Here is a 26,364-nt window from a genome sequence, read left to right as displayed (position 1 = left end):
GGGAGGCCTGTGCTTTCACTGCTGATTTCTCTGTTGTTGGCGTTCCTTGTCGGCTGGGTGTCCCAACGCATGGGCATGTGTCTGGTCAACGCCATGGGGCTGCTGCTCAAGCGCCGGCCGACCCTGTTCGTGTCGTTGGTCAGTTGCGGTTTGTTCGGCCTGTTGCTCGCGCCGTTCTACGCCTTGTTTGGCGTCAGTCAGCCGCTGTTCATTCCCGAGGTCGGCTACTTGTCGCTGGTCGGTGGCGGGCTGTTGTTCGGCCTCGCCTCGGTGCTCAATGACGGATGCAGCGTCGGCACCCTGACCAAACTCGCCAGCGGCAACTTCAACAAGGTCTTCACCATCCTCGGCTGGGTGCTGGGCATCGTGCTGTGGCATCGCTTGAACATGCTGACCGAACACCGGGCTCTGCAAATGCCGATGATTTCCAGCCGTCATTACTGGCTGGTCATCGGCATCGTGCTGCTGATTTTGCTGTTTTTAATCCGGATCCACGGCGACAAACACCTGGTGCTGTCGAGCCTGTTGCTGGGCGCGCTGACCAGCGCCCTCTACACCTTCGAACCGCAGTGGACGCCCAGCGTATTCTTTTACGATCTCTCGCAAATGTTCTGGTTGCCGGGCGAAAACATGCTGACCCAGCAACGTGTCGCGGTATTCAGCCTGTTGCTGGGAGGCATGCTCTGTTACACATTGCATCGTCGTACGTTCAACTATCAGCGGTTCGAAGCGATGACGGCAGGCAGGCATTTACTGGCAGGCGTACTCATGGGGACCGGTGCCTCGATGATGCTGGGCGGAAATGACTCGCAGATATTGTTGGTGTTTCCGACGCTGACCTGGGTAGGCGCTGTGCCGTTGGTGTCGATTGTGTTGGGGATATTGGTGGGGGTTTGGGTGAGGCGGGTTCGCCGTTGAGTGATAGCGGCTCTGGAGTTGGACGATCTCAATGAGATCGTCCATTTTGTTTTTCAAAGATCAAACCTGCTTCTGCAACCGTCTTCCAACCACATCCAGCAAGTCGCAACCATCACGTAACGAAGTCACCAGCACCCGTGCGAGCTCACTGTGAACGCCTTCGTCCGCAGCGAAACGCTCCAGCAATTGCGTCGCGGTGCGAATGCGGTAGGCGGCTGTTTCGTGCAGCACATCCAGTGGTGCCTCAGTGTCGATCAGCAGCGACGCGATGGTGCAGTCGATGCCGGTCATCGGCATGTATCGATCCATCTCAAGCCTCCACTTCGTCGAGTGGAGCGATGTTGTCCAGCGCCCGGTTCACCAGCAATTCAGCCAGCACGGCCAACTGCTGGATTGCCAAGGCGATGTTGCGACGCGAACTCTCAAGCTCACAGGCAAGGTCAGTGCTCATGACGTTGAGCGAGGCGAGGGTTTCACTGGCGTGGGTGAGCAAGGACGGTGTGTCGACGTTGGAGCGGATGGTAAAGACGTGGCTGACGGGGTCGAGGTGGTTGGGGTTACGAAGGCGGGCGCTGATGGCGGGTTCGGTGGTTTCGGAGAGTTTGGATAAGTCGGGTGTTTCGATTGTTGAATCGGATGATGAGCCTGGCGGGGTGGGGTTATGTTTTTTCATGATTGTGCTCCGTCTTTGGTTCAGGGAGCTGCCAACGATCTGCTGTCAATCAGATGTGGGTGGCAGCTGTACGTGGGTTGACAGACCGGAGGAGCAACAACCCGGTGCACCCGAAGATGCCCCACGCACAACCGCCATAAAAACTGGGCGCGCAGAAGCATGCCGTTTTATCAGGAGGAGTGGAAGGTTGCTCTTCAGCCTGTCAAAGCCGATCGCTGATTTGCAGCGACCCCTGAAGGCTATCCGCGAGGAGCAGCCTGCGCCAGTTCATGAAAGGCGATGCGTTTTGCGGGAAATTTCCTAGGACGTGGTGAAGTCGGCGCAAGTGCTGGGTGCGACTTGTTAGCTTCGATTGGCGGCCGGGGCTGTTTGAACTGGCATGGATTTATCCAATCAACATTGGGCTTGGCGCCATTCAGTTTTTCCTGGGATGCCGGGTGCTCGATGCTGGAATGATTTTGCTATGTGTCACCGCGCGCATACGCAAAAGCCTGGTCGTTACCGATATCCATTTTGCAATCATGCACATAACAGCCTTGCCCGACTGCCTGTGTGGCCCTATCGTCAGATTTCACGTACCGCAAAGTGCTTTAGTGAGTTGTGAGCGTACGATGTAATGCACGTTTTCGCTGAATTCTTGGGTGGGCGAACGAAGCGACTGAGCGATTGGGAACTGGAGAAAAATCATGATTCGTAAGCACTACTTGAAAGCCCTGGCGATGCTGCTAATCGCCACTGGCGTACAGTGGGTAACGCTACCTGCCTACGCGACCGAGCAGGGTGAACAGCGGCGTGAAGCTCGCGATACCAGGCAGGAAGGGCGCTCCACTGCCCGGCAAACCAAGGATGATTGCAGAAAGGGCAATGACAAGAGCAATGCAGACTGTCGCCAGGACAAGCGCAGTACCAAGCAAGATACCCGTCGCACAGCCCGGGACATCAAGTACTGATCGTTAACGGGAGCCCTGTTTCCACTTGCCAATAGGTCAATCGTTCCACGCCTCGTGTCGCCACCTGGGCCATGCGCTCTCCAAAGCGCTGTTTTTCATGTGCGAACCGGTAAGCCCACAGCCCGAATGCCGATCAGTTAGGCGAACCCAGACGCTACGCCTTCCTTGTAGCAGCTGCCGAAGGCTGCGTCCGGCTGCGCAGCAGTCGTAAATCCGGCTTGCACGATCTCTGTGACGTACCGCGAACTCCGATTTTACGACTGCTGCGCATCCGTACATAGGTGTCAACAGATAGCGCACCCAGTGTCGCAACGCGGTACCGCTCTTCTCAATCAGGTGGCTGGCTACTTCTATTCTCCGGTGCCGTCTCAAACATGTCCAAGCAACTGCCACCAAAGCGGGCCGACGACCAGCCAGATAACCATGTAGATGAGGCTCATCAAGAAACCGGTCTTCCACCATTCCCCCTGGGTGACGTAACCGGCACCGAACATGACCGGCCCGGAACCGATGCCGTATTGGGTCAGACAACCGTTGACGCTGCTCAGGATGCCGAGAGCGACCGCTGCAGTGAATGGCGGGATGCCGGCAGCGACCATAAGCGCCATGCAGAGGGGAAACAGAGCACTGATATGTGCCGTGGCGCTAGCGAAGAAATAATGGATGTAGCAATAGATCGCCGCCACCAGCATATAGACAGCCAGCCTCGGGAAACCCTCCAGGTGTGCCCCGAACTCCTTGCCGAACCACGAAACCATGCCGTACTCATTGAGTTTGGAGGCCAGCATGATCAGCAGGCCGATCCAGATCATGGTGTCCCAGGCGGATTTCTCATTAAGGGCATCCTGCCAGGTCAGTACGCCGGTGATGAACAGCAACGAGACACCGAGAGCCGCCGCCAGCGTCGCTCCGATTTTCAGATCCTCACCGAAAATCCAAAGCACCAGCAAGCCAACGAAGATCACCGCCATGATGATTTCCTTGGCCGAGATGGGCCCCATTGCTACGAGTTCTCTCTGTGCCAGGGCCTTCGCATCGGGTGTCTGGCGAATCTGCGGCCGGACAATCCACAGCAAGGCTAACGGAATGAGGGCAAGGCACAGCAAACCGGGAACTGATGCTGCCACCGCCCATTCGAGCCAACTGATTGAGACGCCTTGGTCTGCGGCCATCTTGACCGCCAGGGGATTTCCCGCCATCGCCGTGATAAACATGCCTGCGGTGATGATGTTGGCGTGGAAGGCACAGAGGATCAGATAGTTCCCCACCTTGCCGCGCGATTCAGGGTCATCGGCATGGCTGCCGAGGACCTCCGACATCGCTCGGGTAATCGGCAGCATCACCCCACCGGCGCGAGCGGTGATGCTGGGCATGGCGGGCGAGATAAGGAGTTCAGTCATGACCAGTCCATAACCCAGCCCCAGGGTTCGCTTGCCCAGCAGCCGCATGAACAGGAGTGCGATGCGGTGCCCCAGTCCTGTCTTGATCACGCCTCGGGAGATAAAGAAGGCGAGCATCACCAGCCAGACGAGGTCCGTCCCCGTGGATTTGGTGACGTCGGCAAAGGACACGACGCCAACCAGCACGCCCACCGTGGCGCTGATAATGGCTACCGCCGACATCGGAAGAGGGGCGGTCATGATGCCGGCGATGGTGGCGACGAACACGGCGAACATGTGCCACGCCTTCACGTCGAGGCCAGCCGGCGCCGGCAGGAACCAGAGGACGATACCTATGCCCACCGGGACGAGAAATTTCCAGACATTACTGAGATGCCCTTCCGATGGCGTCGGTTTCGTCGTGGCTGGGCTTGCAGGTTGCGAATCCTTTGCGGGTAATACAGCCATGATATAAACCTCTTGGCGGCACTGTTCGGTTTATTCAGAGCGTGCGCAATTTCCCTAACGGGCGAGAAGCACGCTGTCGGTTGCCTCTTTGACGATGCACGCACTGCGCTGCAAGGCCTCGCGCTCGATGGGGCCGAGTTCCGGATAAGCCAGTAACTGCGCACCTCTGCCATTGACCACCATCGGCAGCGACAAACACACCTCCGGTACACCTTCGACTTCAGCATGCACGACAGCGACCGGCAGAATGAGGTCGGTGTTATGTACGATGGCCTGGCAAATTCGCCCAATCGCACTGGCGACTCCATAGTGGGTGGCGCCCTTGCCTTCCTTGATGAGCGTGGCTGCCTCGTGCACGGAGCGCAGGATCAGATCGCGGCTGGCAGGCCCCAACTCTTTACCGCTCCTGGCCAGGAACATATCGAGGGGCATTCCGGAGACCGTCGCGCCGGACCAGTCGATCACCGCGGATTCGCCGTGTTCGCCGAGAACGTAGGCGTGAATCGCAGGCGCCACGACGCCCAGCCGCTCGGAGAGCAGCGATCGCAGTCGCCCGGTATCGAGGGAGGTGCCGGTGCTGATAACGCGCTCGCGCGCGCAATGCAGGCGGTCAAAAACGACACTGGTCAACACATCGCAGGGGTTGGTCGCGATTACGTAGATCGCATCTGGGGCCAACGGTGCAGTGCGATCCACAACTTCCGCTGCAATGGCCGCATTGGTTCTGGCCAAGTCCAGACGAGTCTGCCCTTGCTTCAGACCGACACCAGCGGTGATTACGATGATGTCCGCGTCGCGTGCGTTCTCGTAATCACCGGCATAGAAGCGATTGTGCCCCCAGAATGCTGCTGCGTGGGTGAGGTCCAGCGTCTGCCCTTCGGCCCGTACTCGCGCGACATCGATGATGACGATCTCGGCGCTCGGAATAGCCACGGCCGCAAATAGGGCTGCTGATCCGCCAACCAATCCTGCACCGACGATTACGATCTTGGGTTGCCGCATCGCATGCCCCCCGTCGCGCCAGGAGAATTGGACACCTGAACCAGGCATCTGCCAGTGGACAGTCAACCTTGAAGTGGCGCGAAACCTACATGAGCCGACAGCCTGACTACTCGGGCCGGCTCTCGATCGATTTCGTTACACACATCTTTTGCGTAATTATTGAACAGCGCACTCGCCCCCAAGGGTCCAAGGGAGTGTCCTTTAAGGCGAGCGAGCCAAAAAACGGAAAATTTTCAACAGGCTTTGTTAACGGCTAGCCGCACATGGCGAGTTCCTCATTGGGAACTGGCAAGAAAAGAGTAGCTCAACATCGACTGGGTGCATGTCCGTAAATTTGGGAATAATCGCATACCAGGGTTTTCCGGGTAATCGTAACGATCACGGTAGGGATGGTGATTAGGCTAGCGTGAGGCCCAATCGGAACAGCGGGGCTTGTATATAGAGCAGTTTTTCGGGGTGGTTGTATGCCATGCGATCCCTCCAGGCTTCTCTGAAAAGCACAGTACCGACCGTACAGCCGGCATGGTACGCAAAAGCCTGACAGATAGCGTTCCCTCAAGGCAGTTGGTGACAGCATCTTCGACTCGCTCGTTGCCATCCGCCGGCGTGGGGTCTGCGTAGCATTGATGTGCAACCTGGGAATGGCTGCAATAGAGAATTGCCAATGACCGCAACGGGTCGTTCCCTGCCGGTCATGTTCGGGATTAGTTGACCACTACACTACATTTCTTCGCGCCACATCGACGTTGGAAAATGTTCCATCCAGCACAAATGATTGCCTCTGGTTGAAAGCGCAATCCAGAATTTTCTCGACCAAAATTGAGACTCCGCTTTGGAAGATCCAGGCGTTTCCTCCTGCGTAGTCGGAAAATTCGCTACGAAGCTAATCAGGATCAATCCTCAGGATCGCTGTATCAGCAAAGAGGTTCACTAGGGCGTTTGATGCCTCTGTCTTCCCCGCGCCTGGTGAGCCGGCCATGAATACTGATACAGGATCTTGCTCTGGGGGGTATAGCGCTCGATCGGTTCGACGCTTGGCTATGGTTTTCTTGTGCAATCTAGCGAATGACATGGCTTGATCTTGCATGAGCAGTTCGGCAGGAGTCATCGTTCATTCCTTTGGTTTGAAGCGCATCAAAGGTGAAACAGCAGAAGCGGCGAATTCGATTGAAAAGTCAGCATACATGGATGCACATCAAGCTCCAGTCCATGAGGGGGACACAGCTTGAGGGAAGTTTCCTGGGTGTGAGCTTTCGCCTTGCGTAACTTCGGTTGATTGGCTCAATGATGTGGTGCCAATTGCAAATCAAAGTTGCTTGGAGCACACCATGTGCTTGAAGTGATGCTCCCAAAGCCTGACCCCCAACCCGCCCGTCCGGTCCAGCGACGACCCCACCGTCAAATCTGTAATCAACGTCGGCTGCAAACCCGCATCAAACAGTGCAAACCCCGCCGCCAGGCAGCAGGTCTCCGTCTGAAGGCCGCAGACCAACACCCGGTCCACCTTCAGGCTTTTTAAGTACTCGATGGTCTCGGGCGACGGCGCGTATCCGTGCTTGATGAAGATGCGGTCAGCCTGGATCAGACAGTCGTCGTCCGGGGCGGGGTGCCAGCCGAGCTGTTTCTGGAAAGGGGTTTTGGATTCGTCGTGGCGTTCGACGGTGGCGACGCTGGGCAGGGTGCCGATGAGTGTCTGGATGCCATCGATGAGCCATTGGGGTGGGGCGAAACTGGACTGGAGGTCGATGATCAGGAGGGCTTGGCGCATGGGCGTCTCCGGGGTAGGTCGCGGTGACGGTGGCTTCTGTGGCCGCTGGGTATTTGTGTTGATCTGGCTGGCCTCTTCGCGGGCAAGCCCACTCCCACAGGGGCGGCGGTGTGGCATGGATTGTAGAGTCCCAGATGCAACAAAACCCGCACTTGGCGGGTTTTGTTTTGCTTCGTATTTGGTGGAGCCGGGGGGATTTGAACCCCCGTCCGCCAGTACTCCGCTGTCGGTACTACATGCGTAGCCGTGTCTATTAAGTTAACCCTCAGCGACCCGACGGGCAGGGTGCTTTGGGCGAGTTGTGTAAGTTTTAGCCGCTTCGTCCACAACGTACTGCACGGCGATTCTGTTCTATATGACAATCACTTTGGGTTTACAGACATCCCCTGATGATTGCTGGACCCGAAGGTACCAGGAGGGAAGGGCTAAGGCTGCTTACGCAGCGAGAGCGTATTCCCCGTAGGTTTCGTCATTGGCAACTATAGGAAGTTGCAACAGTGGATTTACGAGTTCTGTTACCAACTCGGCATGCACCTAAAGTTTCGCAACCGGCGTCGAATCCTAAACGGCCCCGAGCCTGGTGCTCTTTGAATCAAGTGAGCAACAAGCCTGTACAGTGTACGTCAACGTGACTCAGAAGGCCAACCCGAAGGTTGGCCACCACAAATTATGGGTTGGGCTCGTTGCGCTGTTTGTCAGCGAGTGCCAATGCCTGGATGGCCTCGGTGACGCATTTTTTGTCGTCTCCGGAGGCTTGTGAGGCTTCGGCGCTGGACATCAGTCTTTTGATCTCCATTGTGGTGTTTCCGGAGGTCGCCGGCAGCGCATTCACTTTGCCTTTGAGTTCTTGCAGCTTGCTCGTACAAAGGTTGTTGTCCGCAGCAAACACAGGAGAGGCCAACATTGCAGCAGAAATGAACAGACCAGCGAGTGCGGTGCGTTTCATGGATATCTCCTAGATCGGATGGTCTCGGTGCTGACGTATGAGCGGGCGGCCAGGCCGAGCCCGAAAAAACAGCCACGATTGATGGGGCTTATCTAAAAGACTACGACGCAACGCAAGAATTCGGTTTTTTCAGAAAACGTGTCGAGCTTTTTCCAGCGATGCGCACGGTTACACATTTCCAGACCCCGGATGCAACAAAACCCGCAACTGGCGGGTTTTGGTTTGCTTCGTATCGGACGTAGCCGGGCTTTGAACTCCCGGCTGCCAGTACTCCGTTGTTGATGTACGCCAACAAGGCCCGGAAAGCCAACCCGAAGGCTGGCCCTGAGCTGAGAGTTACTTCCCGCCTTTGCTCGCGTTCTTGAGGTCCTGGATGGTTTGGTTGGTCTCGGCGACGCAATCATCAATACCTTGTTTGGTGCCTTTTGCCTGGTCGGATTGGGCTTTCTCGACAGAGTCCGCTACTTGCTCAGCCATTTCGGGAGGAATCTGTGCCTTTGCGTTTTCGATGGTTTTCAGATTGACCGCGCATTGATCTTTTTCGGCGGCAAACGAGGGGGATGCCAGCATTGAGGCAGTAACGAACAGACCAAACAGTACAGAACGTTTCATGAGTATCTCCTTGAACTGAGTGGCCAGGCATCGCTGACCATCAGGACGGGCTGCCGAGTGTTTGAGAGGTCCCACGTTTGCGGGACTTGATCTGTGGACTGCGGCGGCACGTCAGGGTTCTATTTATTGCTGTAATGCTGTCGGTTCTGGCAGGAAGCACTAAAAAAGGCGCATGAATGCGCCTTCCGTGAAGTTCTGCTCAGGTCGCCCTAGCCTGAGTAACGCGGTCCACCAGATAGACTAGTCCGTGGTAGTCAATGCCGCCATGTTGCGTCAGACCGATCTCACAGGTGCGGCTGGTGGAAATGCCTTCGCTGCATTGTCGTACCGCGTCCTTGAGTGTGCGGAGCGAATGGGCGTTCAACTCCGGCGTGGTGAAGCCCTTGTCGCCGGCGAAGCCGCAGCAGTGGATACCTTCGGGAATGACCACGTTTTGGCTGCACTTGCGCGCCAGGTCGATCAGCGCCTGGCCTTCCCCGAGGTGCTGGGTGCTGCAGGTCACGTGCACGGCGATCGGTGCTTCCTGAGGCGTGAACTCCAGGCGATCCATCAAGTGCGTGCGGATGAAACGCACTGGGTCGTACAGGTCCAGACGGGCTTCGCCCAGGTCCTGAACCAGGCGCAAGGTACACGGGCTGGTGTCGCAGTAGATCGGGTCGAGCCCGCCGCGGCTGGCGTGCAGCAAGGCGCCAATCAGTTCCTGGCGTTTGTGTTCGGCTTGCTCGGCGTAGCCTTTGGACGCGAACGGCTGGCCGCAGCACAGGCTATCCAGGTTCTCCGGGAAAACCACCTGATAACCGGCCTTTTCCAGCAGGCCTCGGGTCTTGTCGTGCAGTGACATTTGTTCCTTGTCGCCCGCCGCCGGCCCCATGGCCCGTGATACGCACGCGGCCAGGTACACCACCCGCGGGCGCTCATCGCTGATCGCCGGGCTGAAACGGATCGGCCGTTCAGGCTGGGGCATGGCATTGGTCCACAACGGGACTTGCCCCTTGGACAGCTTGGTTACGGCAGCGGAAAGTCTTGCCAGTCGCGGCGCGCCCAGCAACAGGCGCGCGCCATTGGCGACGTGCAGGGTGAAACGCGCCCCTTGCAGCGCCATGGCGAAGTTTCCTTCAAGCCAGTTGGCGGTTTTCGTATGCGTTGCCTTACGGCTGCGCAGTTTTTTCATCAGCTCGCCGGTATTGATGCCGACCGGGCAACGTTGCGCGCACAGGCCGGTGGCGGCGCAGGTGTCGATGCCCTGGTATTCGTACGCGGCTTCGAGTTCGGATGTATCGACGCCGGCACGTTTTCTCGCCTGAATGTCGCGCCAGATCACGATGCGTTGGCGCGGGCTCAAGGTCAGGCCTTTCGAAGGGCAGACCGGTTCGCAAAAGCCGCACTCGATGCACTTATCCACAATCTCGTCGGCGGCGGGCAATGGCTTGAGGTGCTTGAGGTGGATCTGCGGATCTTCGCTGAGCACCACATCCGGGTTGAGAATGCCATTGGGATCGAGCAGACGCTTGAGCTGCCACATCAACTGGTAGGCATCGCTGCCCCATTCCAGTTCGACGAACGGCGCCATGTTACGTCCGGTGCCGTGTTCGGCCTTCAGTGAACCGCCAAACTCCACCGCCACCAGTTGCGCCACGTCATCCATGAACGCCTGATAGCGTGCGACTTCTTCCGCGTTGTTGAAGCCTTGGGTGAAGACAAAGTGCAGATTGCCTTCCAGTGCGTGTCCGAAAAGGATCGCTTCGTCGTAGTGATGTTTGTCGAACAGCTCGATCAGGCGGTTTACCCCGATGGCCAATTGTTCGACCGGGAAGGTGACGTCTTCGATGATCACCGTGGTACCGGTCTTGCGCACCGCGCCGACGGCAGGGAAGGTGTCTTTGCGGATGGCCCAGAGACGGGCGTTTTCCTGAGGGTCTTCAGTGAAATCGACCTGCTTCTCCACCGGGAACGCCTTCAGCGACACCATGATCTGCGCCAGTTGCTCGTGCAGCAATGTGGACGATGCGGCGCGGGATTCGATCAGCAAGGCGCAGGCATTGTTCGACAGGTGCTGTACGAAAGGCGGCATGCCGGGTTTGTCCTGCACTGAACGCAGGCTGCGCCGATCCAGCAGTTCCACGGCCGACACCGGTTGGCTTTTCAACACGGTGACCGCGTTGCAGCAGGTCTCGACATCCGGGAACACAATCAGGGCCGAGGCCTTGTTCGGGTGGTCGATCACCGTGTCGTAGGTCACGGCACTGATGAACCCGAGAGTGCCCTCGGAGCCCACCAGCAGGTGGCTCAAGATATCCACAGGCTCGTCGAAATCGATCAGGGCATTGAGCGACAGGCCGTTGGTATTTTTCAGACGGTATTTGTGGCAAATTTTCGCAGCCAGTTCAGCGTTTGCCCGGGTCTCGCGGCCCAGGGACGCCAAGCGCTCCAGCAGCGCGGCGTGGCTTTGGCGAAACGCCGTGACGCTGGCGGTATCCTCGGTATCGAGACGACTGCCGTCGGCCAACACCAGACGAATGCCGGCCAGGGTGTGATAGGTATTTTGCGCCGTACCACAGCACATGCCGCTGGCATTGTTGGCAACGATTCCGCCGATCTTGCAGGCGTTGATCGAGGCCGGGTCCGGGCCGATCTTGCGTCCGAACGGCGCCAGCCAGGCATTGGCCTGGGCGCCGATCACGCCAGGTTGCAGGCGGATTTGCGTGCCTTGGCCACGGATCTCGCGACCGTTCCAGTTATCCCCCAGCACGATCAGCACCGAATCGCTGATCGCCTGGCCCGACAGGCTGGTGCCGGCGGCGCGGAAGGTCACCGGTACCTGATCGCGTTGCGCCAGTTGCAGCAGTGCCACCACTTCGTCTTCGGATTCGACGCGAATCACCAGTTGCGGAATCAATCGATAGAAGCTGGCATCGGTGCCGAAGGCCAGGGTCGACAGTGGATCGTCGAAACGACGCTCTTGGGGAATCAGTTGCTGCGCATCACGCAGGAAAGCGGCCGGTAGACTCATCGGTCCTCCAGAATCAGCACCACCAGGTCCTTCGGTCCGTGAGCGCCGTAGGCTAGAACCTGTTCGATGTCGGCGGTCTTCGACGGCCCGGACACCAGCAACGCGTTGGTCGGCATGCCTTGGGCCCATTCGAACTCCTGTTGCACCTGATAAAAGTTGTCGCGGATTTCGCTGGCTTTGAGCAGGGCGAAGTGCACCGGAGGGGCCAGGCTCATCAAGCGTGGCTCTTCCCGCGTCGGCCAGAGAATCAGGCTGCCGGTTGCCGCGATGGCACCGAGGCTGCCGGTCAGGCTCGCCGGGGTGTCGTTGAACAACTCGGCTTTCCATTCTTCGACCGGACGGTCGTAGGCTTTGAGCGTCGGCAGATTGGGATTATTCGCCCAGTGCTGTGTGATGCGTTGACCGTGGGGCGTTGTCGGTGCGATCAGCAGGCTTGGCAACTGGCGATCCCGCAGCAATTGCGCCAACAGCGCCGGCCACTCTTCGCCGGACGTCAGGTGGATTTCCGTGTGTACCGCTTCCATCAGTTTGCGTAGTTGTGGAATGCGTTGCTCAGGTGCGTAGGTGTAAGGCTGGGTCACCAGATCGACATCAAAGTTGTCGGTCACCGGTGTGGTGCCTGTCAGACTTTTACGCAGTTTGGCGAGGATATTTTGCTTGGCGCTCATCAGCGGTCTCCCTTGGCAAAGTGCTCGCGGGCCATGTCATGCAGTGAGCGGGCGGCGGGTTTCGGTGCGCTGTGGTTTTGCGTCCACGGGCCGACATTGCTCGGCGTGAGGGCACGCAAACGGGTGGCGAAAAAACCGAACAGGCGATACAGCGTCGGCGAACTGTTGAGCTTCGCCCAGGTGTTCCAGAGGAACCGCTCCTTGCGCGAATACTTGCTGCCCTGGCCACGCATCACTTGATGGGGGCTGTCCGGGGCCTTGACGTTTTCTTCGCGCAGGCGGCGCAGCAACGCAGGGATCGGGATTTTTACCGGGCAGACTTCACCGCAGGCACCGCACAGCGAAGAAGCGCTCGGGTGATCCGGGACTTTCGCCAGGCCGACCATGTGCGGGGTGACGATTTTTCCGATAGGGCCGGGGTAAACCTCCCCATAGGCATGGCCGCCAATTCGGGTATACACCGGGCAATGATTCATACAGGCACCGCAGCGGATGCAGTTCAGGGTCTGGCGCAATTCACTGTCGGCAAAGGCCTGGCTGCGACCGTTGTCGAGCAGTACCAGGTGCACTTCCTGCGGGCCGTCGAGTTCATGCGCTTTGCGCGGGCCGGAGATCATGTTGACGTACGTGGTGATCGGGATACCCAGCGCCGAGCGGGTCAGCAGCGACAATAGCGGCACCACGTCGCGCAGGTTTTCCACGACTTTTTCGATACCGGTGACGGCGATGTGCACGGGCGGTACGGTGGTGGTCATGCGACCATTGCCTTCGTTTTCCACCAGCAGCAGGGTGCCGGTTTCGGCCACGGCGAAGTTGACGCCGGAGACGCCGATGTCCGCTTCGAAGAATTTCTGCCGCAAGACTTTGCGACCGATCTGAATGAGTTGGTCAACGTCCTTGGTGTACTCCACCCCAAGCTTGTCGTGGAACAAGGACGCGACCTGACCGGCATTCTTGTGGATCGCCGGCATAATGATGTGTGAAGGCTTCTCGTGGTCGAGCTGGACGATGTACTCCCCCATGTCGGACTCCAGGCATTCAATGCCTTGAGCCTCGAGGAAATGGTTCATCTCCATCTCTTCGCTGACCATCGATTTGCCCTTGATCACTTGCCGCCCCTCGTGAGCGCGGATGATCGAGAGGACGATGCCATTGGCTTCGTCCACCGTTTCCGCCCAGTGCACTGTCACACCGTTGCGGGTCAGGTTCTGTTCAAGCTGCTCGAGCAGGTCGGGCAACTTGGATAACGCACGGGCGCGGACGGCGTTGCCCAGCGCTCGCAAATGTTCCCTTTCGTGGGCATCGCTGAAAGCTGCTGCCCGTTTTGTCATCAGTGAATCCATCGCAGTGCGGAAGTTGTTTCGCAACTGCTTGTCACCCAAGGCGTTGTGCGCCCGGGTGCGGAAATCTTCTTCTACGGCAACCGTAGGAATAATCGTCGAGGTGCTCATTTCGCACCTCCGGTACGCTGCCAGAGGAAGCTGGCCAGATGTTGGCCGCGCAGCGCTTCTTTCTGTTTCTCCAGCGAGCCGTTGATGTTCATCAAACAACCGCAGTCGGCACTCAACACCTTGTGCGCGCCGGACCCCTTCAACGCCCGGGTCTTGTCAGCCACCATCGCGCCGGAAATGTCTGGCATACGGACGCTGAATGTCCCACCAAAGCCACAGCATTCACTTTCGTGATCGTGATCGACTCGCTGCACATTGCTCAGTTGCGACAACAACTCTCGGCCGTGCAGGTGAGTGTTCATTTCACGGCGCGCCGAACACGATGTATGCAGCGCCACTTTCACTGGCTCGCCACTGTCCTTGAGCTGCACCTTGCAGACAAACAACAGGAACTCGGCCAGCTCAAAGGTTCTGGCAGCCAGCGCCTGAACCTGTTTCAACGTGTCCGACTCGTCCTTGAACAAGTCGGCGTAATGCTCGCGGAGCATGCCCGCGCAAGAACCTGACGGCACCACCACCGGATAGTCGCCGGCGAACAGCGCTAGTTGCGAGCGCGCCACGGTCCGTGCCTGCTCGGTGTAACCCGAGGTGTAGGCCGGTTGCCCGCAGCAGCTTTGCCCTTGCGGATACTCGACACGAATGCCTTCGCGTTCCAGCAGGTGGATCGCATCCATCCCGGCTTCGGGGTAGAACAAATCGACCACGCAGGTTCCGAACAGGTAGACCCGTGACGGTTTCTCGCTGGGGTATTGCCGAGGCTCGGGCAGTGGCGGGGCGACACGGGTCGCATTCGGCACAGCGTTGTAAAAAAGCTCGCTCATCAGGCGTGTCTCCGGGTGGTCCCGGTTATTCGTCTGTTGAGGCCGCTGAATATAGAGAGGGAAGCTTTCAGCAGCCTTACAGACCGGGGTGTGAATAGCGGACGCCGGGGGCGTGGTCCGGCGTCGGTTTTTACCGTTTTGTTTGTAGTCCTTAGTGCACCAGCATCCCGGTGAACCAGTAGGCTTGCGCCAAGGTGATAAGGCCGACAATCGTTGCAAAGAATAGGCTGTGCTTGAGGGTAAAGCGGAACAGATCCGACTCCTTGCCCACCAGGCCGGTCGCGGCACAGGCTACGGCGATCGATTGTGGCGAGATCATCTTGCCGGTCACGCCGCCGCTGGTGTTCGCCGCCACCAGCAAGGTGTCGTTGACGCCGATCTGGTGCGCGGTGGTCGCTTGCAGCGAACTGAACAGGGCGTTGGACGAGGTATCGGAACCGGTGAGGAAAACCCCCAGCCAACCGAGGAACGGCGAGAAGAACGGGAATGCTGCGCCCGTCGCCGCCAGTACCAGAGCCATGGTCGAGGACATGCCCGAGTAGTTCGTCACGAAGGCAAACGCCAACACCATGCCGATGGACAGGATCGGCCAGCGCAGTTCGTAGAAGGTCTCTTTCAAAGTGGTAAGACCAATTTTGAAGTTGACCTTCAACACCAGCATCGAGATCAGCGCCGAGAAGAAAATCGCCGTGCCGGTCGCGGAAATCGGGTCCAGTTTGAACACCGCTGGGATGGCGGTCGGCGCGGCCACGATGGGTGCAACCTTGATCACCATCTGATCCAGGTGCGGAATGGCAAAGTTGAACACGAAGCTGTACATCGAACCGCCGGCGGCAAACATGGCCTTGAACGGTTTCAGGGTCCAGATGGTGACCAGTACGGTGAGGATCAAAAACGGCGACCAGGCTTTGAAAATTTCCCCGAGGCTGTAGGGCGATGCCACGGTTGTGCGTTTCTGGCCGAAACCACCGACGCTGGCGCTCACCACGGAGGCCGAGACGGCGCCCACAATGTGTTGGCCGGCGGCGCGTTTTGGTTGCCAGACTTTCAGGAACAGGGTCAGGGCAATCAGGCTGGCCAGGGCCGAGGTGATGTCCGGCAGTTCCGGGCCGATGAAGTTCGAGGTGAAGTACTGGGTCACGGCAAAGCTCAAGCCCGCCACCAGCGCTGCCGGCCAGGTTTCCCGCACGCCGCGCAGACCATCCATCATGAACACCAGCCAGAACGGCACGAACATCGACAGCAGCGGCAGTTGGCGGCCGGTCATGGCGCCGATCTTGAATGCGTCGATGCCGGTCACTTGCCCGGCAACAATGATCGGAATGCCCAGGGCGCCGAAGGCTACCGGCGCGGTGTTGGCGATCAGACACAAGCCTGCGGCGTACAGCGGGTTGAAGCCCAGTCCTACAAGGAGTGCGGCGGTAATCGCCACCGGCGCGCCGAAACCGGCGGCACCTTCCAGAAATGCACCGAAGCAGAAGCCGATCAGCAGCACCTGCAGGCGTTGGTCATCGGTGATCGACAGGACCGAACTGCGGATGACTTCAAACTGGCCGCTCTTGACCGTCAGTTTGTAGAGGAACACCGCTGCCACAATGATCCAGGCAATCGGCCACAGGCCATAAGCGAAGCCATACCCGGCGGCGGCGAACGCCATATCGACGGGCATCTGGAAAGCGAAGATCGCCACCAGAATCGACAAAGCCAGGGTGATGCTGCCGGCTACATGACCCTTGAGGCGGAATACGGCCAGGGCCAGGAAGAAAAACACGATGGGGATGACGGCTGCGAGTGCGGACAGGCCGAGGCTGCCGAGCGGGGTATAGAGCTGTTGCCAGGTTTGCATATGGGGTGGCCCCTAATTGTTGTTGGTCAGGCACTGATCAGCGTTCTTGGATAATTGGTAAGACCAATTTACAATCGCTGTTGGCTAGGGTAAAAGCCTTGTAGGCGGTGTGTCAATTTGCCGCCCTAAAACTTTTGTCGAATGCACAGTGCGCAGATCGTCCGTCTGGTATGACCAAATGCGCTGTGGCAGGTGCTGGCGCGGCGCCGATAGGCCAGAATAGAGCCCCGGCGAGCCGTCGGATCGTGGAGAAATCGAGTTATGGGGTTTGATCAGATTCGTCAGCGCCGTTTGTCTGACGATATTGTCGAGCAGCTTGAGGGCATGATCCTCGAGGGCACGCTGAAAGCGGGTGAGCGCTTGCCGGCCGAACGCGCGTTGGCCGAGCAATTTGGCGTGTCACGCCCTTCGTTGCGCGAGGCCATTCAGAAGCTGACCGCCAAGGGCTTGCTGGTCAGTCGTCAGGGCGGCGGCAACTACGTAGTGGAATCGCTGGGCAGCACCTTCAGTGATCCCTTGTTGCATTTGCTGGAAAGCAACCCCGAGGCGCAACGCGATCTGCTGGAGTTTCGCCATACGCTGGAAGCGTCCTGCGCCTACTACGCGGCGTTGCGTGCCACTGATGTGGATCGCGAACGGCTGACCGCGGCGTTCAATGAATTACAGGACTGCTATTCGCGTCACGAAGAGGTGAGTCGTGCCGAAGAGGGGGCCGCGGACGCAAGCTTTCACCTGGCGATCGCCGAGGCCAGCCACAATGCTGTGTTGCTGCATACCATTCGCGGACTGTTCGACCTGCTCAAGCGCAACGTGGTGACCAACATCGGTGGCATGTACAAGCAACGTACTGAAACCCGCGACATGCTGATCACGCAGCATCGGGAGTTGTACCAGGCAATTATCGAAGGGCGGGCGGAGCAGGCGCGGGAAGTTTCCAGTCGACACATTTTGTATGTGCAGGAAGTGCTGGAAGAAGTGCGTCAGGAAGTGCAGCGCGTGGCCCGGGCGGAGCGGCGCAGGGGGATGTAGCGACAGGCGCTTAAGTGTGGCGAGGGAGCTTGCTCCCGTTCGACTGCGCAGCAGTCGCCTGCAGGCTTGATGCCGCCAAACCAAGGGGTGCTTCGCACCCCAGCGGGAGCAAGCTCCCTCGCCACAATGCCGCAATCCGGCAGAAAAATTACTCTTCCTTGCCCTTGTTGCGTACCGCGCGCTGCAGCTCGCGACCGGCGTCGCGTTCGCGCTCGGTATCGCGCTTGTCGTATTCCTTCTTGCCCTTGCCCAGAGCGATCTCGCACTTGACCATGTGCTTGCTCCAGTACCAGGACAGGCACACGCAGGCGTAACCCTTTTGCTGCACGGCAGCGGACAGCTTTTCCAGCTCGCGCCGATTGAGCAGCAATTTACGGGTGCGGACCGGATCAGCGATGACGTGGGTACTGGCGGTCGTCAGGGGCGTAATGTGGCTGCCGAGCAGCCAGGCTTCGCCATCCTTGAGCAGCACGTAACTGTCAACCAGCTGCAGCTTGCTTGCCCGCAGACTTTTTACTTCCCAGCCGGCCAGGACCAGACCAGCCTCGAACCGATGTTCGATGAAGTAATCGTGTCGCGCCTTTTTATTTTGCGCGATGGTCCCTGTTGGGTGTTTCTTCTGTTTAGCCATAGGGGCGGCATTATAGGGAGTTGCACGCGAGTCGGCTACGGTGTTGCTACGTGCTTGAGCAGGTTGATTGAATCCCGGACAATGCGGCCTCTTTTTTGAACGCTTGGGCGTGATAACGATGTCGACAGACAAGGTTTCTGTCCACGGCAGTTGGGCTAGCCGCTGGGTCTTCATACTCGCCGCGACCGGTTCGGCCGTAGGGTTGGGTAGTATCTGGAAATTCCCGTACATGGTTGGCGTCTATGGCGGCGGCGCCTTCGTGCTGATGTTCCTGGCCTGTATTGCATTGATCGGCGTGCCGGTCATGCTGGCGGAAACCCTGATCGGCCGGCGTGCCCGGCAGAGCCCGGCCAATGCCTTGAAGATGCTGGCGGTCGAGGCAGGCCACTCGGCGAAGTGGTCCTGGGGGGCTTTTGCCGGGATGATCACGGCGTTGCTGATCCTGTCTTTCTACAGTGTGGTTGGCGGCTGGTCGCTGGATTACATCATCGACATGGGGCGTGGTGACTTCCAGGGCGTGACGCCCGACCAGGTGGGTGCCTACTTCGGCAATGTGATCGCCGATCCGTGGCGCCTGACACTTTGGCACACGATTTTCATGCTGTTGTCAGCGGTGGTGATCGCCAAGGGCGTGGTTGCCGGGCTTGAACGCAGTTTGCGCATCATGATGCCGTTGTTGTTCGTGATGGTCCTCGTGCTGCTGGGCTACAGCATGACCACCGGGCATTTCATGGACGGTGTGCATTTCATGTTCGACTTCCACCCGGAAAAGGTCCTGGATGGTTTGCTGCCCGCGATGGGGCATGCGTTCTTTTCCCTGAGCGTGGGCGTCGGCTCGATCATGATCTACGGCGCCTACATGCCAAAGAACTCGTCGATTTCAGGAACGATTGTCGGCGTTGCGCTGCTCGATACCTTTGTTTCCCTGGTGGCCGGTCTGGCATTGTTTCCGATTGTTTTCGCAGCGGGCCTGAATCCGAGCGAAGGGCCGGGACTGATGTTCGTCAGCCTGCCGTTTGCCTTCGGCAACGTGGCGTTCGGGCAGTTGATGGGTGTGGTGTTCTTCGTGCTGGTGGCGGTCGCTGCCTGGAGTTCGGCGATTTCCCTGCTTGAGCCGATGGTTGCCTACCTGGTCGAACGCACTAATGTGAGTCGTGCATGGGTTACTTTCTGGCTGGCTTTCAGCTGCTGGTTTGTCGGTCTGGGCACGGTGTTCTCCTTCAATATCTGGAAGGAGGCCAAATTCTTCGTGAACGAAGGCGGGATGTTCCACCTCTACCAATGGGGAGCAACCGGCGGTCTCGACTTCTTTGGCGTGATCGATTTCTTCACCTCGCGACTCATGTTGCCGCTTGGCGGTTTGTGTTTCGTGGTGTTTGCGGGCTGGATCATGGGGCGTGAGGCGGTGCGTGACGAGTTGTCGATCCGCAACCCTGCGTTGTTTGGCCTGTCCTTGTTCTTGATGCGCTATGTGGCGCCCATCGGCATTCTCGTAGTGTTTGCCGCCCAGCTGTGGAAGTGACGCTGACATGACGACACACATTTCACGTTCGGCCTTGCTGCCGTACCCGGCACAAGCGCTGTATGACCTGGTCAACGACGTGGCACGCTATCCGGAGTTTCTGCCGTGGTGCTCGACGGCCGAAGTCCTCGAGAGTTCCCCTGAGCATATGCGGGCGAGCGTCGGGGTGGCGAAGGGCGGCCTCAGTCAGCATTTCGTGACGCGTAACACCCTGGTTCCCGGTCAATCGATCGAAATGAACCTTGAGGAAGGCCCGTTCAATCAGTTGCATGGCGTGTGGGTGTTCAAGCCACTGGGCGAGAAGGCCTGCAAGATCAGTCTTGATCTGTCGTTCGATTATGCCGGGCCATTGGTTCGCGCCACCCTGGGGCCGTTGTTCAACCAGGCGGCCAATACCCTGGTGGATGCGTTCTGCCAACGCGCCAAGCAGATACATGGTTGAGGTCATGATTGAAATCGAGGTGGTCTACGCGGCTGTCGATCGACAGGTGCTGCTGACGGTGGCGCTGCCTGCCGGAACGACAGTGCGGGCGGCCTTGCTCAGGTCGGGCGTGGCTGAAGAGTTTCCGGAACTGGATCTGACCAATTGCCCTGTGGGTATCTTTGGCAAGGTTGTAGCTGATCCCGAGAGTCGGGCAGTCCAGGCTGGGGATCGCATCGAGATTTACCGACCGTTGCTGGCCGACCCCAAAGAGGTTCGTCGACTGCGCGCGGCAAAAGCTGCCGAAGCCAAAACCCGTAATCAGTGAGTGGCTTGAACGCCAGATAATAAAAAGCCCGGACATGCCGGGCTTTTTATTGCGTCGCAAATTATTGCGGCGAGGTTTCCAGTGGTTGCGGCGTCGGGACCGGAACGGTTTCTACACCGTCGACGTCCTTCTGGATCTGATCCAGCAACGAACCTGGCTTGACCGGTTTTTCCGGTTTTGGTTTTTCGACGTTTTCTGCCGGGGCGGCCACTTTCGTGCCGCTGTCCTTGCCGAGAATGGCTTCGTCACGGCTCACGCCTGGCATGAAATCGCCAGAAAGGCTGACAAGCTGATCATTTGGGTTGAAGATAACGCTGATGCGTTCTTGTTGGCGTTCACCGCCACCGGGTTGCAGGCTGTACAGATAATCCCAGCGATCGGCATGGAACGTGTCAGTCAACAGAGGGTTGCCCATGATAAACCGTACTTGCTTGCGGGTCATTCCCGGGCGTAACTGGTCTATCATGTCCTGCGTGACGACATTGCCCTGCTGGATGTCGATTTTGTAAACCCCGGGGAATGAACAACCGGCGAGTGCGAGCAGTCCCACAAAGGTGAAACTGGTTAGCAAGAGCTTGGTGTTTTGCATCGGTGGGCGACTTCCACTATCTTGGCTGGGACAACGTAAACGCCGATCATACCCGCATTAAGAGAAGCTGCGAAGCAGCATCGCGAGAAAGCTGACCATGGTTGAAAATAGCGAACTACGCAAAGCCGGCCTCAAAGTGACCCTGCCACGGGTCAAAATTCTGCAAATGCTCGATTCCGCCGAGCAGCGCCACATGAGTGCCGAGGATGTCTACAAGGCCCTTATGGAGGCTGGTGAGGACGTCGGTCTGGCCACGGTTTACCGTGTTCTGACCCAGTTCGAGGCAGCTGGCCTTGTGGTGCGGCACAACTTCGACGGAGGCCATGCGGTCTTCGAACTGGACGACGGAAAGCATCACGACCATATGGTCAACGTCGAAACCAGCGAAGTGATCGAATTCTTCGACGAAGAAATCGAGCGGCTTCAGAAAGCAATCGTCGACAAGTATGGTTTCGAGATGGTTGATCACAATCTGGTGCTGTACGTGCGCAAGAAAAAGTAAGCATGTCGCGCGAACTTAAGGTTCGCGAAACGAGCGAAGGCGACCCCAGGGTCGCCTTCGTGCTATCTGCCTTTACTCAAGCTTTTGCGGTAACCACCATTTTCCTGGCGTGAGCCAGGGACTCCTTGGTGAGATCGATACCGCCCAGCATGCGTGCGACTTCCTCGACGCGGTCATTTTTGCTCAATTTGGAAACGGCCGTACGGGTGGCATCTTCTCCGCGCACTTTATGCACAAATAGATGCTGATGACCTTGCGCTGCCACTTGCGGCAAGTGGGTCACGGTCAGAACCTGCCCACGCTCGCCGAGCCTGCGCAGCAACTGGCCGACGATTTCTGCGGTCGGTCCGCCGATACCGACGTCGACTTCGTCGAACACCAGGGTCGGTACGCGGGAGGTCTGTGCGGTGATCACCTGAATCGCCAGGCTGATCCGCGACAGTTCGCCGCCGGATGCCACTTTCGCCAGGGCCTTCAGTGGCTGGCCAGGGTTGGCGCTGACCAGCAGTTCTACCTGTTCGAGTCCATTTGGCAGCAGTTCGTCGCTGCTGTTCGGGCGCAGTTCAATGGTGAAACGGCCACCGGGCATGCCCAGTCGCTGGATTTCCTGTTCCACGGCGCTGGCCAGGCTATTCGACGCTTGATGCCGTAGATCGCTCAGTTCCCGGGCCTTTTCCTGATAGTGCCGGGCATAGGACGACAGCTCATCGCTCAGGCGCTCGATGGATTCGTCATTGGCGTTCAGGGTCTCGATTTCATCCAGCAGTTTCTGTTGCATCTCGGCAACTTCGGTCGGCTGGATGCGGTGTTTGCGCGCCAGGGTATAAATCGCGTCGAGGCGTTCTTCGAGGTATTGAAGGCGCGACGGGTCGGCGTCGAAGTTGTCGAGGAAGCGGTTGAGTTCACCCACGGCCTCTTCAACCTGGATCTGTGCACTGGTCAACAGGCTGCTGGCTTCGCCCAGTGCTCCGATCGAGCTGTTCACGCTCGATAGGCGGTTGAGGCTGGCGGTGAGGGCGTTCAGGACATTCCCGGAATCACTTTCACTGCATTGCTCGACGACTTGCCGGCAGATACCCAGCAGGGTCTCGGCGTTGGTCAGGTTTTTGTGTTCCTGTTCCAGTTGCTCCAGTTCGTTGTCGCCAAGGCCAAGGTTTTCCAGCTCTTCGAGTTGATAGCTGAGCAACTGGTGGCGGGCGCGTTGCTCGTCGCCGGAGTTGGAGAGTCGCTCCAGTTCCTGGCGGGTCTGGCGCCAGCGCTGGGCGGCGAGTTGAACCTGTCTGGCCAGGTCGGTCGCGCCGGCATATTCATCGAGCAGGCGACGGTGGGTATCGGTCTTGAGCAGGGATTGGTGTTCGTGCTGGCTGTGAATGTCGATCAGCAGTTCGCCCAGCGCCTTGAGATCGCCAAGCGGGCAGGGCGTACCGTTGATGTAGCCACGCGAGCGCCCTTCGGATGTGATCACCCGGCGCAGAATGCACGGGCCGTCGTTTTCGAGGTCGCGTTCAGCCAGCCAGGCACTGGCTTCCGGAATGTCGGCCAGATCAAAGGTGGCCAGGATATCGGCCTTGTCGGCGCCGGGGCGGACCACGCCGCTGTCGGCGCGATCACCCAGGGTAAGGCCCAGCGCGTCGAGCATGATCGACTTGCCCGCGCCGGTTTCCCCGGTGATAACGCTCATCCCGCGATCGAGTTCGAGATCGAGATGTTCAACGATGGCGTAGTTGTGTACGGACAGGTGCACCAGCATATGGGCCGCTCCCAGGTGTTAGGTCTGGTTATTTATACAGTGTTTTGTTTCTGGCTGACAATGCCCCTCGTTAGCTCGATTCGCTTGGACCGACAAAACCCTTATCGCGAGAGGGAATGACAATGCGGTTGTTTTTTGTAGGGTTAATCATCGGCCCCCCTTGAAGCCGGATTTTGCGGCCCCATATAGCTGGGCAGAAGCGCGAGTTGAGCTCGCGGACGATATTGAAAGGAGAAATCTATGGCTGACGAACAGACAGTGGATACGCAAAACCCAGACGCCAACCAGGCGCCCGAGACTTCGGGTGAAGACCTGGCGGCTCGTGTACAAGTGCTCGAAGAGCAACTGGCAGGCGCTCAGGATCAGGCTTTGCGTGTAGCCGCCGATCTGCAGAACGTCCGCCGTCGCGCCGAGCAGGATGTGGAGAAGGCTCACAAGTTCGCGCTGGAAAAATTCGCCAGCGACCTGCTGCCGATCGTCGACAGCCTGGAGCGCGGCCTGGAACTGTCCAGCCCGGACGACGAAAGCATCCGTCCGATGCGCGAAGGCATCGAGCTGACCCTGAAAATGTTCCACGACACCCTCAAGCGTTATCAGCTTGAAGCGATCGATCCGCATGGCGAACCGTTCAACGCCGTTCACCATCAGGCGATGGCCATGCAGGAAAGCGCCGATGTTGAGCCGAACAGCGTTTTGAAGGTGTTCCAGAAGGGCTATCAGCTCAATGGTCGCCTGCTGCGCCCGGCGATGGTCGTGGTCAGCAAGGCGCCTGCGCCGGTTTCGCCTTCGATTGACGAGCAGGCTTGAAATCCGCCGCAAGGCCCCCATTTATAAGTCAAGCGTTTAAGTGCTACCGCAGTTAGCCACCACTTCTGCGGCAACCAAATCCAAAGTTTCGGGAGAGTGAACATGGGCAAAATTATCGGTATCGACCTGGGGACTACCAACTCCTGCGTCTCCGTGCTGGAAAACGGCAAGGCAAAAGTTATTGAAAACGCTGAAGGCGCGCGTACCACGCCGTCGATCATCGCTTACGCCAACGATGGCGAAATTCTGGTTGGCCAGTCGGCCAAGCGTCAGGCTGTGACCAATCCGCACAACACCCTGTATGCGGTGAAGCGTCTGATCGGTCGTCGTTTCGACGAAGAAGTCGTGCAGAAAGACATTCAGATGGTCCCTTACAAGATCGTCAAGGCTGACAACAGCGACGCCTGGGTTGAAGTGAACGGCCAGAAAATGGCACCGCCACAAATCTCGGCTGAAATCCTGAAGAAAATGAAGAAGACCGCCGAAGACTATCTCGGCGAGACCGTGACTGAGGCGGTGATCACCGTTCCGGCCTACTTCAACGACAGCCAGCGTCAAGCCACCAAAGACGCCGGCCGCATCGCCGGTCTGGACGTGAAGCGCATCATCAACGAACCGACCGCTGCCGCTCTGGCTTACGGTATGGACAAGGCGAAGGGCGATCACACCGTGATCGTTTACGACCTGGGTGGTGGTACTTTCGACGTTTCCGTGATCGAGATCGCTGAAGTCGATGGCGAGCACCAGTTCGAAGTACTGGCCACCAACGGTGACACGTTCCTGGGCGGTGAAGACTTTGACATTCGTCTGATCGACTACCTCGTCGACGAATTCAAGAAAGAAAGCGGCATGAACCTCAAGGGCGACCCGCTGGCTATGCAGCGCCTGAAAGAAGCCGCTGAAAAAGCCAAGATCGAACTGTCCTCGAGCCAGTCGACCGACGTGAACCTGCCGTACATCACTGCAGACGCCACCGGTCCTAAGCACCTGAACGTGAAGATCTCCCGCGCCAAGCTGGAAGCATTGGTGGAAGACCTGGTTCAGCGCACCATCGAACCTTGCCGCATCGCGATGAAAGATGCCGGTATCGACGTTGGCGCGATCAACGACGTGATCCTGGTGGGCGGTCAGACCCGCATGCCATTGGTTCAGAAGCTGGTAACCGAGTTCTTCGGCAAAGAAGCTCGTAAAGACGTCAACCCGGACGAAGCGGTTGCCATGGGTGCTGCTATCCAGGGCGCGGTACTGGCAGGTGACGTGAAAGACGTTCTGCTGCTCGACGTCAGCCCGCTGACCCTGGGTATCGAAACCATGGGTGGCGTGATGACCGCGCTGATCGAGAAAAACACCACGATTCCTACCAAGAAATCGCAAGTGTTCTCGACTGCCGACGACAACCAGGGCGCTGTGACCATTCACGTGCTGCAGGGCGAGCGTAAGCAAGCCGCACAGAACAAGTCCCTGGGCAAGTTCGACCTGGCTGACATTCCACCAGCTCCACGTGGTGTGCCGCAGATCGAAGTGACCTTCGACATCGACGCCAACGGCATTCTGCACGTAGGTGCGAAGGACAAGGCTACCGGCAAGACTCAGTCGATCGTGATCAAGGCCAACTCCGGTCTGTCCGACGAAGAAATCGAGCGCATGGTGCGTGATGCCGAGGCTAACGCCGAGGAAGACCGCAAGTTCGAAGAACTGGCCACTGCCCGTAACCAGGGTGATGCACTGGTTCACTCGACGCGCAAAATGGTTACTGATGCCGGCGATAAAGTGACTGCTGAAGAGAAGACCGCAATCGAGGCAGCCGTAGTTGCCCTGGAAGCCGCCGTCAAAGGCGACGACAAGGCGGCTATCGACGCCAAGGTTGAAGAGCTGTCGAAAGTCTCCGCTCCAGTGGCGCAGAAGATGTACGCCGAACAGGCTCAGCCTGCTGAAGGCGCGGCACCGCACGCTGAATCGGCTGAAAAGGCTGATGACGTTGTCGACGCCGAGTTCGAAGAAGTCAAAGACCACAAGTAAGTTGTTGGTCGGCCGGTTGACTGCCTTTAGGCGGTGACTGGTAGGATGTCGCCGCGCGGGAGCTTGCTCCCGCGTTGGCGTGTCTGGAATACGCGAATTTTTACAGCATGCGACGAAGTTCGGATGTTGGTGGTATGGCCGGAAATGCTCCTGCTTTTCGAGCCGCAAGTACCGCATCGAATCAAAGACCAGGATCGTTGAATTGACGTGAGTTGGGTCCGGGCCTGTATTGGGGCTCAACGAGTTCGGCAGAC

The 26,364-nt window shown here is 58.3% G+C and carries 24 protein-coding genes, 1 other RNA gene and 1 pseudogene; 9 read left to right on the top strand and 17 right to left on the bottom strand.

The window, feature by feature from the left end:
* Positions 1–9 precede the first annotated feature (9 nt).
* The gene (locus tag AC07XF_RS11980; protein ID WP_495026648.1) at positions 10–918 is read left to right on the top strand and encodes a YeeE/YedE thiosulfate transporter family protein; all 909 of its coding nucleotides are present in this window, start codon (positions 10–12) and stop codon (positions 916–918) included.
* Positions 919–978: 60 nt separating this feature from the next.
* On the opposite strand, the gene AC07XF_RS11975 is transcribed toward AC07XF_RS11980, so the two are convergent.
* Positions 979–1,227, bottom strand: coding sequence for a hypothetical protein (locus tag AC07XF_RS11975; RefSeq protein ID WP_495026647.1), 249 nt, complete (start codon positions 1,225–1,227; stop codon positions 979–981).
* Position 1,228: 1 nt separating this feature from the next.
* Positions 1,229–1,591, bottom strand: a complete 363-nt coding sequence (locus tag AC07XF_RS11970) for a DUF6124 family protein (protein ID WP_495026646.1) — start codon at positions 1,589–1,591, stop codon at positions 1,229–1,231.
* A 686-nt stretch (positions 1,592–2,277) separates the two neighbouring features.
* Between AC07XF_RS11970 and AC07XF_RS11965 the strand changes: the two genes are divergently transcribed.
* Positions 2,278–2,541, top strand: a complete 264-nt coding sequence (locus tag AC07XF_RS11965; protein ID WP_007989062.1) for a hypothetical protein — start codon at positions 2,278–2,280, stop codon at positions 2,539–2,541.
* 368 nt (positions 2,542–2,909) lie between these two features.
* Here AC07XF_RS11965 and AC07XF_RS11960 read toward each other — a convergent pair whose 3' ends face one another.
* The 12 genes and pseudogenes from AC07XF_RS11960 to AC07XF_RS11905 all read right to left on the bottom strand — a co-directional run bounded on the left by AC07XF_RS11960 (position 2,910) and on the right by AC07XF_RS11905 (position 16,512).
* A complete protein-coding gene (locus tag AC07XF_RS11960; RefSeq protein WP_495026645.1) occupies positions 2,910–4,388 on the bottom strand; it encodes a DASS family sodium-coupled anion symporter in 1,479 nt (492 codons plus the stop codon).
* Between the two features lie 54 nt (positions 4,389–4,442).
* On the bottom strand, positions 4,443–5,390 hold the full coding sequence (locus AC07XF_RS11955) for a lactate/malate family dehydrogenase (protein ID WP_495026644.1): 948 nt from the start codon (positions 5,388–5,390) through the stop codon (positions 4,443–4,445).
* 715 nt (positions 5,391–6,105) lie between these two features.
* Positions 6,106–6,462, bottom strand: a pseudogene (locus AC07XF_RS11950) (zeta toxin family protein).
* A gap of 234 nt (positions 6,463–6,696) precedes the next feature.
* On the bottom strand, positions 6,697–7,158 hold the full coding sequence (locus AC07XF_RS11945) for an isochorismatase family protein (protein WP_495026643.1): 462 nt from the start codon (positions 7,156–7,158) through the stop codon (positions 6,697–6,699).
* Positions 7,159–7,337: 179 nt separating this feature from the next.
* Positions 7,338–7,731, bottom strand: a transfer-messenger RNA (tmRNA) gene (ssrA, locus tag AC07XF_RS11940).
* A gap of 94 nt (positions 7,732–7,825) precedes the next feature.
* The gene (locus AC07XF_RS11935) at positions 7,826–8,104 is read right to left on the bottom strand and encodes a PA2433 domain-containing protein (protein ID WP_277534441.1); all 279 of its coding nucleotides are present in this window, start codon (positions 8,102–8,104) and stop codon (positions 7,826–7,828) included.
* 336 nt (positions 8,105–8,440) lie between these two features.
* Positions 8,441–8,716 carry a PA2433 domain-containing protein gene (locus AC07XF_RS11930; RefSeq protein ID WP_495026642.1) on the bottom strand — a complete coding sequence of 92 codons (276 nt, stop codon included), beginning with the start codon at positions 8,714–8,716 and terminating at the stop codon, positions 8,441–8,443.
* Positions 8,717–8,915: 199 nt separating this feature from the next.
* Entirely contained in the window at positions 8,916–11,726 is a 2,811-nt protein-coding gene (locus tag AC07XF_RS11925; protein WP_495026641.1) for an FAD-binding and (Fe-S)-binding domain-containing protein, read from the bottom strand.
* Complete coding sequence (locus tag AC07XF_RS11920; protein WP_495026640.1) at positions 11,723–12,394, bottom strand: LutC/YkgG family protein; 672 nt, start codon at positions 12,392–12,394, stop codon at positions 11,723–11,725. The genes AC07XF_RS11925 and AC07XF_RS11920 overlap by 4 nt, the downstream gene beginning before the upstream one ends.
* Complete coding sequence (locus AC07XF_RS11915) at positions 12,394–13,845, bottom strand: LutB/LldF family L-lactate oxidation iron-sulfur protein (RefSeq protein WP_495026639.1); 1,452 nt, start codon at positions 13,843–13,845, stop codon at positions 12,394–12,396. The genes AC07XF_RS11920 and AC07XF_RS11915 overlap by 1 nt, the downstream gene beginning before the upstream one ends.
* Positions 13,842–14,666: a (Fe-S)-binding protein gene (locus tag AC07XF_RS11910; RefSeq protein ID WP_495026638.1), complete on the bottom strand. Its 825-nt coding sequence runs from the start codon at positions 14,664–14,666 to the stop codon at positions 13,842–13,844. The genes AC07XF_RS11915 and AC07XF_RS11910 overlap by 4 nt, the downstream gene beginning before the upstream one ends.
* A 151-nt stretch (positions 14,667–14,817) precedes the next feature.
* Positions 14,818–16,512: a lactate permease LctP family transporter gene (locus AC07XF_RS11905; RefSeq protein WP_204929140.1), complete on the bottom strand. Its 1,695-nt coding sequence runs from the start codon at positions 16,510–16,512 to the stop codon at positions 14,818–14,820.
* 261 nt (positions 16,513–16,773) lie between these two features.
* Here AC07XF_RS11905 and AC07XF_RS11900 point away from each other — a divergent pair, with 261 nt between their 5' ends.
* A complete protein-coding gene (locus AC07XF_RS11900; protein ID WP_495026637.1) occupies positions 16,774–17,541 on the top strand; it encodes a GntR family transcriptional regulator in 768 nt (255 codons plus the stop codon).
* 148 nt (positions 17,542–17,689) lie between these two features.
* Here AC07XF_RS11900 and smpB read toward each other — a convergent pair whose 3' ends face one another.
* Positions 17,690–18,172: an SsrA-binding protein SmpB gene (smpB, locus tag AC07XF_RS11895; protein WP_007988707.1), complete on the bottom strand. Its 483-nt coding sequence runs from the start codon at positions 18,170–18,172 to the stop codon at positions 17,690–17,692.
* A 118-nt stretch (positions 18,173–18,290) separates the two neighbouring features.
* Here smpB and AC07XF_RS11890 point away from each other — a divergent pair, with 118 nt between their 5' ends.
* The 3 genes from AC07XF_RS11890 to AC07XF_RS11880 are packed head-to-tail and all read left to right on the top strand — an operon-like array spanning position 18,291 to position 20,443.
* On the top strand, positions 18,291–19,694 hold the full coding sequence (locus AC07XF_RS11890) for a sodium-dependent transporter (RefSeq protein WP_007988705.1): 1,404 nt from the start codon (positions 18,291–18,293) through the stop codon (positions 19,692–19,694).
* A gap of 7 nt (positions 19,695–19,701) precedes the next feature.
* The gene (locus AC07XF_RS11885; RefSeq protein ID WP_495026636.1) at positions 19,702–20,136 is read left to right on the top strand and encodes a type II toxin-antitoxin system RatA family toxin; all 435 of its coding nucleotides are present in this window, start codon (positions 19,702–19,704) and stop codon (positions 20,134–20,136) included.
* Positions 20,129–20,443, top strand: coding sequence for an RnfH family protein (locus tag AC07XF_RS11880; protein ID WP_495026635.1), 315 nt, complete (start codon positions 20,129–20,131; stop codon positions 20,441–20,443). Before AC07XF_RS11885 ends, AC07XF_RS11880 begins: the two co-directional genes overlap by 8 nt.
* Before the next feature lie 61 nt (positions 20,444–20,504).
* On the opposite strand, the gene AC07XF_RS11875 is transcribed toward AC07XF_RS11880, so the two are convergent.
* Positions 20,505–21,032 carry an outer membrane protein assembly factor BamE gene (locus tag AC07XF_RS11875; protein ID WP_007988698.1) on the bottom strand — a complete coding sequence of 176 codons (528 nt, stop codon included), beginning with the start codon at positions 21,030–21,032 and terminating at the stop codon, positions 20,505–20,507.
* Positions 21,033–21,129: 97 nt separating this feature from the next.
* Here AC07XF_RS11875 and fur point away from each other — a divergent pair, with 97 nt between their 5' ends.
* Positions 21,130–21,534, top strand: a complete 405-nt coding sequence (gene fur, locus AC07XF_RS11870; RefSeq protein ID WP_003197684.1) for a ferric iron uptake transcriptional regulator — start codon at positions 21,130–21,132, stop codon at positions 21,532–21,534.
* Positions 21,535–21,610: 76 nt separating this feature from the next.
* Here the strand turns inward: fur and recN are convergent, their stop codons facing one another.
* Positions 21,611–23,284 (bottom strand): DNA repair protein RecN, encoded by a 1,674-nt coding sequence (recN, locus tag AC07XF_RS11865; RefSeq protein ID WP_495026634.1) that lies wholly within the window; start codon positions 23,282–23,284, stop codon positions 21,611–21,613.
* Positions 23,285–23,524: 240 nt separating this feature from the next.
* Here recN and grpE point away from each other — a divergent pair, with 240 nt between their 5' ends.
* Entirely contained in the window at positions 23,525–24,091 is a 567-nt protein-coding gene (gene grpE, locus AC07XF_RS11860) for a nucleotide exchange factor GrpE (RefSeq protein WP_495026633.1), read from the top strand.
* Positions 24,092–24,193: 102 nt separating this feature from the next.
* Positions 24,194–26,110: a molecular chaperone DnaK gene (gene dnaK / locus AC07XF_RS11855; protein ID WP_495026632.1), complete on the top strand. Its 1,917-nt coding sequence runs from the start codon at positions 24,194–24,196 to the stop codon at positions 26,108–26,110.
* Positions 26,111–26,364: the final 254 nt, after the last annotated feature.

This window comes from Pseudomonas sp. GW821-FHT01C01 (assembly GCF_059422645.1).
This window is presented reverse-complemented; position numbering and strand designations above follow the sequence as displayed.

Coding starts and splice junctions, on each gene's coding strand:
- AC07XF_RS11975 (WP_495026647.1), bottom strand. CDS start 1,227: ATGGATCGATACATGCCGATGACCGGCATCGACTGCACCATCGCGTCG.
- AC07XF_RS11970 (WP_495026646.1), bottom strand. CDS start 1,591: ATGAAAAAACATAACCCCACCCCGCCAGGCTCATCATCCGATTCAACA.
- AC07XF_RS11965 (WP_007989062.1), top strand. CDS start 2,278: ATGATTCGTAAGCACTACTTGAAAGCCCTGGCGATGCTGCTAATCGCC.
- AC07XF_RS11960 (WP_495026645.1), bottom strand. CDS start 4,388: ATGGCTGTATTACCCGCAAAGGATTCGCAACCTGCAAGCCCAGCCACG.
- AC07XF_RS11955 (WP_495026644.1), bottom strand. CDS start 5,390: ATGCGGCAACCCAAGATCGTAATCGTCGGTGCAGGATTGGTTGGCGGA.
- AC07XF_RS11945 (WP_495026643.1), bottom strand. CDS start 7,158: ATGCGCCAAGCCCTCCTGATCATCGACCTCCAGTCCAGTTTCGCCCCA.
- AC07XF_RS11935 (WP_277534441.1), bottom strand. CDS start 8,104: ATGAAACGCACCGCACTCGCTGGTCTGTTCATTTCTGCTGCAATGTTG.
- AC07XF_RS11930 (WP_495026642.1), bottom strand. CDS start 8,716: ATGAAACGTTCTGTACTGTTTGGTCTGTTCGTTACTGCCTCAATGCTG.
- AC07XF_RS11925 (WP_495026641.1), bottom strand. CDS start 11,726: ATGAGTCTACCGGCCGCTTTCCTGCGTGATGCGCAGCAACTGATTCCC.
- AC07XF_RS11920 (WP_495026640.1), bottom strand. CDS start 12,394: ATGAGCGCCAAGCAAAATATCCTCGCCAAACTGCGTAAAAGTCTGACA.
- AC07XF_RS11915 (WP_495026639.1), bottom strand. CDS start 13,845: ATGAGCACCTCGACGATTATTCCTACGGTTGCCGTAGAAGAAGATTTC.
- AC07XF_RS11910 (WP_495026638.1), bottom strand. CDS start 14,666: ATGAGCGAGCTTTTTTACAACGCTGTGCCGAATGCGACCCGTGTCGCC.
- AC07XF_RS11905 (WP_204929140.1), bottom strand. CDS start 16,512: ATGCAAACCTGGCAACAGCTCTATACCCCGCTCGGCAGCCTCGGCCTG.
- AC07XF_RS11900 (WP_495026637.1), top strand. CDS start 16,774: ATGGGGTTTGATCAGATTCGTCAGCGCCGTTTGTCTGACGATATTGTC.
- smpB (WP_007988707.1), bottom strand. CDS start 18,172: ATGGCTAAACAGAAGAAACACCCAACAGGGACCATCGCGCAAAATAAA.
- AC07XF_RS11890 (WP_007988705.1), top strand. CDS start 18,291: ATGTCGACAGACAAGGTTTCTGTCCACGGCAGTTGGGCTAGCCGCTGG.
- AC07XF_RS11885 (WP_495026636.1), top strand. CDS start 19,702: ATGACGACACACATTTCACGTTCGGCCTTGCTGCCGTACCCGGCACAA.
- AC07XF_RS11880 (WP_495026635.1), top strand. CDS start 20,129: ATGGTTGAGGTCATGATTGAAATCGAGGTGGTCTACGCGGCTGTCGAT.
- AC07XF_RS11875 (WP_007988698.1), bottom strand. CDS start 21,032: ATGCAAAACACCAAGCTCTTGCTAACCAGTTTCACCTTTGTGGGACTG.
- fur (WP_003197684.1), top strand. CDS start 21,130: ATGGTTGAAAATAGCGAACTACGCAAAGCCGGCCTCAAAGTGACCCTG.
- recN (WP_495026634.1), bottom strand. CDS start 23,284: ATGCTGGTGCACCTGTCCGTACACAACTACGCCATCGTTGAACATCTC.
- grpE (WP_495026633.1), top strand. CDS start 23,525: ATGGCTGACGAACAGACAGTGGATACGCAAAACCCAGACGCCAACCAG.
- dnaK (WP_495026632.1), top strand. CDS start 24,194: ATGGGCAAAATTATCGGTATCGACCTGGGGACTACCAACTCCTGCGTC.